Below are 10109 nucleotides of genomic sequence, written 5' to 3'. Positions count from 1 at the left end.
ACCGGGACCGGGGGGCGGGGTGTCCTTCGGGCGGGTGTACACGGGGATGAAGATGACGATGCCCACGCGGCCCGCGGCGTCCTCCCAGCCCTGGATGAGCCGCACCTTGTGGGTGGCGGCCTGGCGCCTCGTGCCCAGTGCGCGCAGCATCGCTGCCCGGCGGTTGGGCTCGGTGAGCATGTCGAATCCCAGGCCCTGCTGCGTGCGCGCGTTCAGGGGGTTCATCAAGATGATGGCGGTGTAGGCCTCGCGTGGGCCCGGGGGCCACACGGGATGGCCTGGCTCCTGCCTGCCGCGGACCTCCGCGTCGTACCGGGCCACGTCCTTCGGCCGAATCCACCGCGCGAAGCCGATGCCCTCCAGCCCCGGGAAGCTGCGGTTCAGCTCCAGGCTCTCCAGGTAGGCGTCGAACTCCTCCTGGGTCACGAAGCGGCTGCCGGTGAACAGTCCATGCACCCCCTGGAGCAGGGACTGGTTCAGCTCCAGGCGCTGCTGGAGGCCCAGCACCCCGTCATGGACCGCGCCGTCGAAGCGGTGCAGGCGGCGCTCGTGGATGCTCTGCTGCACATAGGCCGCCGACGCGGCGGTGAGGAGCAGCCCCACCAGGACCACGCAGTAGGCGGCGGCGTTGCGGCGCAGGTGGGAGGCGGAATGCGGTGGCACGGTGGCCGAAGAAGGCTGGAATGGCGTCCGCCCGGGGGCCAGTGCCGGACGGTGCTCTTGTAACGTCCTGGCCGGTTCGCGCGTTCGCCAGGTGAATGAGTGGGTGGGATTCCGTTCACCCGGGTACCGGAGGGCCTTGGCATCCGGTAGGGCATGGCAAGCGAGGGAGGCAGCGTGCGGCACGTCATCGTCGTGGGTGCGGGACCGGGGGGCTTGTCGGCCGCCATCAACCTGGCGGGGCAGGGCTTCCGGGTCACCGTGGTGGAGAAGGACGCGGTGCCCGGGGGGCGGATGAAGGGGCTGACGCTGGGCGCGTCGGGCGAGTACGCGGTGGACACCGGGCCCTCCATCCTCCAACTGCCGGGCGTGCTGGAGCAGATATTCCGACGCGCGGGCCGGCGGCTGGAGGACTACGTCAAGCTGCTCCCGCTGGACGTCAACACGCGGGTGCACTTCTGGGACGGCACGCACCTGGACACCACCCGGCACCTGGATCGCATGGAGGCGGAGCTGGCGAAGTTCGGCCCGCGGCAGGCGTCCGCGCTGCGCCAATGGATGGAGGACGGGCGGGAGAAGTACGGCATCGCCTACCAGAAGTTCATCTGCACCTCCGCGGACAACCTGGGCTACTACGCGCCGTGGCGGCTGGCGCCCACGCTGCGCTTCAAGCCCTGGCAGACGCTGTACCGGCAGTTGGACGGCTTCTTCCACGATGACCGGGTGACGTACGCCCTGGCGTACCCGTCCAAGTACCTGGGCCTGCACCCCACGACGTGCTCGTCGGTGTTCAGCGTGATTCCCTTCCTGGAGCTGGCCTTCGGCGTCTGGCACGTGGAGGGCGGCTTCCGCGAGCTGTCGCGCGGCATGATGCGCTGCGCGCAGGATTTGGGCGCCACCTTCCGCATGGGCACGCCGGTGGAGAAGGTGCGCGTGGACGCGGGCCGCGCGGTGGGCGTGAAGCTCGTGGGCGGCGAGGTGCTGGACGCGGACGCGGTGGTGGTGAACGCGGACCTGGCCTACGCGGCGCGGTCGTTGATTCCGGCGGAGGCGCGTGAAGGCTCGCGACTGACGGACGCGGCGCTGGAGCGGGCGAAGTATTCGTGCAGCACGTTCATGGCGTACTACGGCCTGGACACGGTGTACGCCGACCTGCCGCACCATCTCATCTACCTGTCGGAGTCCGCGCGGCGCACGGACCGTGACGCGCTGGAGGACCGGCACGTCGACCTGGGTGACCCGCCCTTCTACGTGTGCAATCCGGGCGTGACGGACCCGTCCGGCGCGCCGGCGGGCCATTCGACGTTGTACGTGCTGGTGCCCACGCCGAACACGGGACGTCCGGTGGACTGGGCGAAGACGGAGCAGGCGCTGCGCGAGCGCATCCCCGCCATGCTGGAGAAGGTGGGGCTGAAGGGCGTGCGCGAGCACATCCGCGAGGAGCGCTACTTCACGGCGGAGACGTGGCGGGACGACTTCAACGTGTTCCGGGGCGCGGTGTTCAACCTGTCGCACACGTGGCTGCAGTTGGGGCCGCTGCGGCCAAAGGTGAAGAACCGCGACATCGAAGGGCTGTACTTCGTGGGCGGCGGCACGCATCCGGGAAGCGGCCTGCTGACCATCATGGAGAGCGCGAACATCGCGGCGGACTACCTGACGCGCGAGGCGGGCAAGGGACCGCTGCCGGGCTGGCCGTATGTGCCGCCGCTGGAGCCGGATGCACCCGTTCAAGCTCGCGCGGGGTGAGCGCCGCGCCATCCGGTGGCGCGCCCACCCGGCAGGCGGGGAAGGGCCGCCCGCATCCGCCGGGCGGGACGGGGGCGAAGCTGGCATAGTTGCGAGGCATGCCCTTCTTCATCCCATTCGCGGTGGGTGGCCTGGTGCTGACGGCACTGGGCCTGGGTGTGCGGAAGGTGCTGACGGAGACGGGCGCCACCACGACCGGGGATGCCCGGCTGGCCCAGGCGCGTGAGCGGCACCGCGGGGCGGTGGCCGCGCTCCGGGCGGATCGCCTCCAGGTTCGCGATGGCGTGGCCACTCACGGCGCGCTCCAGGCGCGGGTGCACGCGGAGGTGCTGGTGCCCTTCGGCGCGCTGTTGGAGCGGCTGGAGCGCTGGGGGCACGTCCGGGAAGCCGAGCTGCTCGAGCCCGAGGCACTGGAGGCGCTGCGCGCGCTCCTGCGCGAATCCCCGTCCCGCGCGACGCGGCGAAGCGGGCCCCTGTTGGGCGCGGGTGTCGAGGTGCCCGCCGCGCTGGAGTCCGTGCTGGCGTGGCTGGACCGGGGCTGGCTGGACGAGGATTCGCCGCCGGTGGTGCTGGATGGGACGCCGCTGTACGCGGCCATCTCGGCCCGCGCCATCCTGGCGGGGAGCGCTCCGGAGGAGGGTGCGCGGGCGCTCGATGAGGCCTCCGCGCTGCTGGCCCGGACGACGGCGTTCCTGGGGGCGCTGCACGCACGGCTGACGGCGCTGGAGCAGCGGGTGGCGGGGCTGCATGGACGGGCCTCGGCGCAGCTCGCCTACCTGGACGCGGCCAGCTTCGAGGCGGGCGGAGAGGAGCCCCGGGAGCGGCTGACGCGGCTGGCGGTGCTCGTGGGCCAGCTCGCCGTGCTGCTGCGCACGCCAGTGCTGAGCTCGGAGGGGCGTCTCACTCCCAGCGACATCCCTTCCAGCGGTTGATGCAGCGGCACAGGCAGGGCGTCGCCCGCGCTCGAGCACGGGCGAGCCGCCGCATCAGACGTAGCGTTCAGCCAGCTGCGACACCTGTCCCGTCGCGTGGCTCACGGCCGAGGCCGCCTGCTGCGTGGTGTCCAGGTGCCGCAGCGTGTCCGTCGTCAGCTCATCCAACTCGCGCACCGCGGCGAAGAGCTGGTCCACGCCCGCGTGCTGCTGCGACACGGCCTCCGTAATCTGCCGCACCGCCGCCGCGGATTCCTTGGACAGTCCCGCCAGTTCGCGCAGCCGTTCGCCGCTGTGCCGCAGCGGCTCCAGGGCCTCGGCCACGCCCGCCGCGCCCTGGTCCGACATCGCCGTGGCCTGCTGGGTGGCCGTGGCCATGCTCTCCAGCAAGCCGCGCACCTGGTTGGTGGCCCGGACGGACTGGTCCGCCAGGTCGCGCATCTGCCGGGCCACCACGCCAAAGCCCTTGCCGTGCTCGCCCGCGCGCGTGGCTTCAATCGCCGCGTTGATGGCCAGCATGTGGGACTGGTCCGCCAGCGACTTCACCACCTCCGACACGCGGCCCACCTCGCGTGCGCGCTGCTCCAGGTCGAGCATCTGCTCGTGCAGCCCGGCCGCGATATCGCGGATGACGGTGAGCCCCTTCTCCGTGCCGGCCAGGGACTCCTCACCCAGCTTGCCCACGGCGGCGGCGCGCTCGGCCACCTGGAGGATGCTGGTGGCGCGCGAGTGCGTGACGTGGGACGCCTGCTGGATTTCCTGCGCCGTGGCGCGCGCCTGGTGCAGCGCCACGGCCTGCCGCGACAGCGTCTGGTTCTGCTGGGAGCTGGCCTGTGACAGCCGCTGGCCCGCGTCGGCCAGGTCTCCCGCGGAGGCGCGCAGCGAGCGCGGCATCTCCTGGAGCCGCTGGTACAGCTGCCACGTGGACGCCGCCAGGTCGCCCACTTCATCCGAGGAGACCCACTGTGGCGGCGTGGCTCGGCCCTCCACCAGGGCCTCCAGGGACGCACCCACCGCGCGAGCCCCCCGGGCCAGCCGGCGGGCCGCCCAGGCCGCGGTGAGGATGGAGCCCAGCGCGGCATACCCGCCGAGCACCACCACCGGCTGCACCAGCTCCGCCTCCAGCGGCTGCACCGTGGCCTGGACGCGCTCGGCTGCCGCGGTGTCGCCCTGCGCCGCCAGGTCCGCCGCCAGCGCGCCCATGCCGCGCTCCAGGCGCAGGTGCAGCGTGACGATGCTGGCCAGACAGGTGATGAGCAGCGCGGAGACCACCATCGCGGGCAGCAGCCAGAGCTGGCGCGTGGCGAAGCCCTCACCCGCGGGCTTCGTGCTGGGCGCGCGCTGATAGGCGTCCAGCACCGTGGGCATCATCACCCGTTCGAACAGCATGTACGCCAGCGGGCTGCTGAAGAGGCCCGCGCTCACCGCCACCGCCACGCCCACCATCACCACCGACGCCGGCCGGTCCAGGAGCAGCACCGCGCCGCCGTTGAAGAGGATGCCGCCCAGCGTCCACGACACCATCATCTCCACGAAGGCGATGCTGGAGGGGATGCGAATGAGCCGCTCCACCCGCGTCGTCCCCTGGGCGCTCAGGGCGCGCTTCATCAGCCACGGCATCACCACCAGCGGCTGCACCACCGCGCACAGGCCGAGCACCACCGGGGTGATGATGCCCAGGAAAATCTTGAACTCCCGCGCACCCGACAGGTCGAGCAACTGCATGTCGACGTAGACCGCGGGCGTGAAGGCCACCGTGGTGACGACAGACCGCAGCAGGTAGAGCCGGCGTAGCAGGGCGCCAGGGGTCGGTAGCGAGGAGGTGGCCATCGGGGAAGCGGTGCTCCTGGGTAGCAGTGACCCCAGCGTGCGGCCCGAATTGCTCGCCGTCAATGTCCAGTCCTGTTCCGCCTCATCCAGCGTGTATGGAAATGCGGCCCTTGTTAGAGAGTGCTTGGCATTGAATTCGTGAATTGCTCGTCTCTGCTCTTCGCGCCTGGTTGCCGCCCAGGCGAGTGGCCCAGGGGCGCCTGCGCGGCTTTTCTGGAATGCCCACACTCTGACTCCAACGCGCTGTCTGTTGTGAAAGGAGACCCGTCATGGGCGAGTGGACCGACAAGGCCAAGGGCAAGGTCAAGGAAGTGGCCGGCGTCGCGAGCGGCGACCGTGAGCTGGAGGCCGAGGGCAAGCGTGACTCCGCCAAGGGCGCCATCAAGGGCAAGATTGAGGACGCCAAGCGCGCCATCAAGGACGCGGTCGACTCCGCCAAGCCGCGCCGGGGCGAGCCCTAGCCGTCCTGCCCGGCACCTGCCGGGTACATTCATGTGCATGTGAATGATTCGGGCCGTGAGGAAGCCTTCCTCGCGGCCCGTTTCATTTCGAGGTGAGGACCAGGATTCCACGTTCCTTCCGTATTGAGTGCTGGACGGCATTCCGTGCCGTCGCAGGCCCGTACGAGGGGGAACTGCTCCATGGATGTGTCGCGAAATTCGTCGTTGAGAGGAGACGTGTGTCCGCCTGGGGCACACGCGCCCGCCAGAAGCCGGCATCCGCGCTGGTTCCAGGGCGTGGTGGCCGCGTTGGCGCTCTGGGGTTGCGGTGAGCCCGCGCCCACGGGCGCCGAGTCACCCGATGTGCCCGTCGCCACCCGGACCGTCGAGGACGGCCTCACCTGCACGCCGGAGGACCTCGAGACCGGTGACTGGACGTGTACCGGTGGCTTCACCTACAGCCTGGAGTGTTACGCGCGGCAGACGAGCGCGGCCTGTGGCGCGGACACGAGCCCGAAGACGTGTACGTCCTACGACACGTGCCGGCACGCGGACTTCGGCTTCACGTTGGGCGTGCACCAAGCCGTACTGGGGTTGGGCACACGGCCCGGCGCCTCGTGCGAAGTCGCCGCCCAGGGCTACATGACCGCGAATGCGCCCGCGTCCACGTGGGGCGGCATCACCTGGGTCTGGTACATCGGTGGCAGGCCCCCGGGGGGCGGCACGTCGGAGCCCATGCTGACGGGGGGGCGGGCCGTCAAGCACGCCGCTCCGGGCGTGGGCGAGGAGTTCTGCTACATCACCTACTCCAACTACCCGGTGCTGCACACGGGCACGGGACCGCAGTGCGGCACGGTGGAGTCGTCCTGCACGGTGGCCTGCCTCAACCCCCAGACGTGCCGGGTGAATGGCGCCTGGGTCACCGACGCGGCGCAGTGCGGAACGATGACGGGCCCCTGCGGCCCTGGCAGTGACGCGCCGCTCAACGGCACCTGCCGCGATGTCAGCCACGGCGTGGCGCCGGACGCGGAGTGCGGCGCGGGCTTCGTGGAGGGCCAGGCGCCCGCTACCGCCACCCAGGCGCAGGTGCAGGCGCAGGCGCAGGCGCAGTGGGCGGCCTCTGAGAGCCGCGGCGCGCCCGTCTATGACGCGCCCATCCTGTGCTCGGAGTGCCGCAGCACCTTCTCGCTGACCGCGCAGGAGGTGAACCGGCGCGTGTACGCGACGGTGGCCATGTCCCGGCCGGACCCCCGGCTGCACCTGCAGGCGGGCGTGGCGTACTTCCTGGCCCGTGACAACCCGGCGCTCTCGCAGGCCGAGCTGACGGCGGCGCTCAACGCCGTCTCCACTGCGTTGAACGTCTATCCCTTCAACCCGGCGAAGGACGGCTCCGGACCGCGGGTGCGGACGATGATTCGCATCCTCGCGCGGGCCCAGCCGCACCTGGCCACGACGACGGCGGCGGGCAAGGCGCTGCGGGCCTATACGCAGGCGCTGCTGGGCAGCATGCACAATGGCCTGGACCTGGAGCGTGGCCTCGCCACCGCCCACTCGCTGGTGGAGCGCTACGGGGATGTGGAGGTCTTCTCCGAGGAGACCTGGTCGCGGCTGCATGACCTGGCCCAGGGCAACGTCGCGCTGGCGGCGGTGGTGAACGGCGGTGGCATTGGCGCTGGCGTGGGCGTCCACACCACGCAGACCGCGGCGCAGATGCTGGCCATCCAGCCCATGGGCCCCCTGGCGGCGTTCGTGCTGCCCCGGCTGGCGAACGACGGGAGCCTGTCTGCCACGAAGGAGGACGCGCGAGGCTTCATCCTGACGGCGTCCACCGCGGGCCTGTCCGCGGCGCAGCAGTACTCCGACATGCTCAACAACTTGAACGTCGCCGAGCAGGCGTACCGAGCCTCCATCGCGCTGAAGAAGCCGGGGCAGACGCTGGCCCTGGCGGAGGGCGGCGCGGCCGAGGCGTCCCTGTCCGGCACGCAGACGCCCGAGGAGGCGGCGCTCCAGGCGGCCATCGACGCGGCGAAGGCGCGGGGCACCCAGCTCAAGGACCAGCTCAACGGCGTGCGGGAAGGCGTGACGGGCGGCCTGGGACTGGTGGCCGAGCTGTTCAAGAAGGACGGCGAGACGCAGTTCGCCGCGGACATCGTGAGGTTCGCCAGCGCACTGAACACGACGCTGGAGGCGGTGGCGAAGTACGCGGAGAGCTCCGTCAAGATCGCGGAGAAGGTCTCCAGCTTCCTTGAGCTGGGCGTGAAGGGCTTCGAGATTGTCAGCGGCGCCATCTTCACCGGGCAGCTCATCGGCGCCGCCTTCCAGCTCTTCTCCTTGCTGCGAGGGGCGGCCCAGCCGCCCATCGAGCAGATCATCCTCGAGGAACTCCGCAAGCTCCATCAGTTCGTGGAGCAGATGCAGGCACGGATGCTCACCCGCTTCGACCGGGTGGACCGAAAGCTCAATGACATCCACCGCGACATGCAGGCCCGCTTCGACCTGGTGGACTGGGAACTGGGCCGGGTGAACCAGAACGTGGAGGAGGTGCAGGCGTCCTTGCACTCCCTGCACGCCGGGCTGAACCGCGTGGACCAGAACATGTACGAGTACTTCACCGACACGAAGAACGACGACTTCGAGCTGGCGGCCTGGTCCTACCTGGACTGGGACGAGCGTCACTCCACGCCCATGCTCTACGCTGACTTCACGCTGGCGGAGAACCAGTTCTCCAAGTGGGGCGCTGTGGACGCGCGTCACTCCACCATTCTCGCGGGCATCGACGGGCGCGGCTCCAACCCGGACGTCAGCCCCGCGGACGAGCTGTCCAGTCACAAGCTCTCCTACAACATCAACTACCTGCGCGAGTTCCCTGTCCAGTTGGGGCTGCCCATGCTGCACGGCGACCGCATCTCCAGCCCGAAGGACTGGATGACCGGCGCGGAGGCCTACGCGCAGCTCTTCGAGGAGCAGCCGGTGCTGGGTGGGCAGATGGTCTCCACGCGCCACAACAACCTCATCACCGCGGGCACGCAGCTGGACACCGCGTTGCGCAACCTCGGCAAACCGCTGTTCGCCGGCATCCACGCGCGCTACCTGGGGGACTGGGCGTGGATGAAGGCCCTCATCGAGCAGGCGGAGTCCGACTGGCGGCACAGCCCCGCCCGCGGCCTGCACGGCATCAACCTGTGGGGCGGCCCGGACCAGGAGCCGGCGGCGCACTACCTGAAGCCGGGTGAGAAGCCCATCGTCCCCTGCGGCGGCGGCGACTGGGGGGACTACAATGAGGACGGCGCGCCGGACTACCTCGGTGTGAACCCGGCCCGCTGGAACCACGACGTGCTGCGCCCGCTGCTCATCGCGGACAACCTGAACGTGGACCAGGCCACCATCGACCTGTGTGGCGAAGGAAGCTGGCAGCTCTACTCGGAGGTCTTCACGGGCTTCGGGGGCATGTACGAGCGCAAGTACCGGCTGGAGTCCACGGTGTATGTCCGCTACACCTACTGGGACACCGCGACGAACGCGACGAAGTCCGAGCGCGTGTTCACGCACCGCTTCACCGGCGGGCATGAGTTCGTCACCCTGGTGCGCGGGGTGGACCGGCCCACCTACAACCCGAACACCGCGCAGAATCCCCAGGAGTGGATGGCGAAGCGGTGGGGCTACGTCTCGCAGAACATCGCGTCGTTCGACTACGCCTGGGCCAATGACTTCCGCGCCGCCGTCCGCACCCGGATGGTGGACGTGCTGAAGAACCAGCAGCGCCAGTTCTACGGCCACGTCGCCACGCGCATGGGCCAGGCGGGAGACGCGCTGCAGGTCCAGGCGAAGCGGATGACGGGCACGCGGCTCTTGTGGCAGTCCTACGCGGCCCTGGCGTTGCCGCTGTCGCTGGACCACGACGAGTACCTGCGCGGTCTGCTGTACGGCGAGGACGCCGTGCTGTCGGGCTACGACACGCCGCAGGACGTGGAGGTCACCCCGGTGATGAACGACGTGATGGACATGTACACGCTGTTCAGCGCCACGTCCGCGCCGCCGGCCCACAACATCCTGGCGGACCTGCACCCGGCGGTGACGACGCGTGCCGACCGGCTGAAGGCCGCCATCGACGCCTCCCTGGATGCCCAGGCCGAGGCGGGCGGCCCCGAGGCGAGCGCCTGGGTGGAGCCGACGCTGCTGCGGCTGCGGCTCAGCGTCCCGCAGTAACGCTCACGCGGTGACATGACCTGAGGTGGCGCGGGCCGCGGGGGACCTTCCTCCGCGGCCTGTGCCGTTGCTACCGCTTCGCCACCGGTGGGCACGCGACCTCGAGGAACGTCGTCGTCTTCCCGCTCAGCATGGCCCACAGGCAGCGCAGCACGCAGCCCGTCCCGAACTCCCGGTAGATGAGCCCCAGGTTGGCGACCACCTCTCGTCCGGTGATGACCCCGCGCATTGGCACTTCCCCCTTCTTCAGCGTTCCGCCCGACCCCGCCACCCACCCCGCCTGTCTGGCCCTTAT

The 10109-nt window shown here is 70.4% G+C and carries 7 protein-coding genes; 4 read left to right on the top strand and 3 right to left on the bottom strand.

Annotation, left to right across the window (positions count from 1 at the left end; all coding sequences use genetic code 11):
* On the bottom strand, nt 1-663 hold a 663-nt coding region (locus tag F8M74_RS36360), incomplete at its 3' end, for a CHASE domain-containing protein (RefSeq protein ID WP_240462325.1).
* Between the two features lie 153 nt (nt 664-816).
* On the opposite strand from F8M74_RS36360, the gene F8M74_RS36355 reads away from it, so the two are divergent.
* On the top strand, nt 817-2406 hold the full coding sequence (locus tag F8M74_RS36355; protein WP_141258771.1) for an NAD(P)/FAD-dependent oxidoreductase: 1590 nt from the start codon (nt 817-819) through the stop codon (nt 2404-2406).
* A gap of 98 nt (nt 2407-2504) precedes the next feature.
* Nucleotides 2505-3338 carry a hypothetical protein gene (locus F8M74_RS36350; protein ID WP_228560870.1) on the top strand — a complete coding sequence of 278 codons (834 nt, stop codon included), beginning with the start codon at nt 2505-2507 and terminating at the stop codon, nt 3336-3338.
* Between the two features lie 54 nt (nt 3339-3392).
* On the opposite strand, the gene F8M74_RS36345 is transcribed toward F8M74_RS36350, so the two are convergent.
* The gene (locus F8M74_RS36345; protein WP_141258769.1) at nt 3393-5168 is read right to left on the bottom strand and encodes a methyl-accepting chemotaxis protein; all 1776 of its coding nucleotides are present in this window, start codon (nt 5166-5168) and stop codon (nt 3393-3395) included.
* A gap of 269 nt (nt 5169-5437) precedes the next feature.
* Here F8M74_RS36345 and F8M74_RS36340 point away from each other — a divergent pair, with 269 nt between their 5' ends.
* Together F8M74_RS36340 and F8M74_RS36335 are read left to right on the top strand one after the other, a co-directional pair.
* The gene (locus F8M74_RS36340; RefSeq protein WP_140868935.1) at nt 5438-5629 is read left to right on the top strand and encodes a CsbD family protein; all 192 of its coding nucleotides are present in this window, start codon (nt 5438-5440) and stop codon (nt 5627-5629) included.
* Nucleotides 5630-5809: 180 nt separating this feature from the next.
* Nucleotides 5810-9814 (top strand): hypothetical protein, encoded by a 4005-nt coding sequence (locus F8M74_RS36335; RefSeq protein ID WP_141258768.1) that lies wholly within the window; start codon nt 5810-5812, stop codon nt 9812-9814.
* Nucleotides 9815-9884: 70 nt separating this feature from the next.
* On the opposite strand, the gene F8M74_RS36330 is transcribed toward F8M74_RS36335, so the two are convergent.
* On the bottom strand, nt 9885-10109 hold a 225-nt coding region (locus F8M74_RS36330; RefSeq protein ID WP_205604107.1), incomplete at its 5' end, for a hypothetical protein.

It is taken from the genome of Myxococcus sp. CA023, from assembly GCF_010998615.1.
Classification (GTDB): Bacteria; Myxococcota; Myxococcia; order Myxococcales; family Myxococcaceae; genus Myxococcus.
Note: the sequence above shows the minus strand (reverse complement) of the source record. Positions and strands in the feature narration are given on the sequence as shown.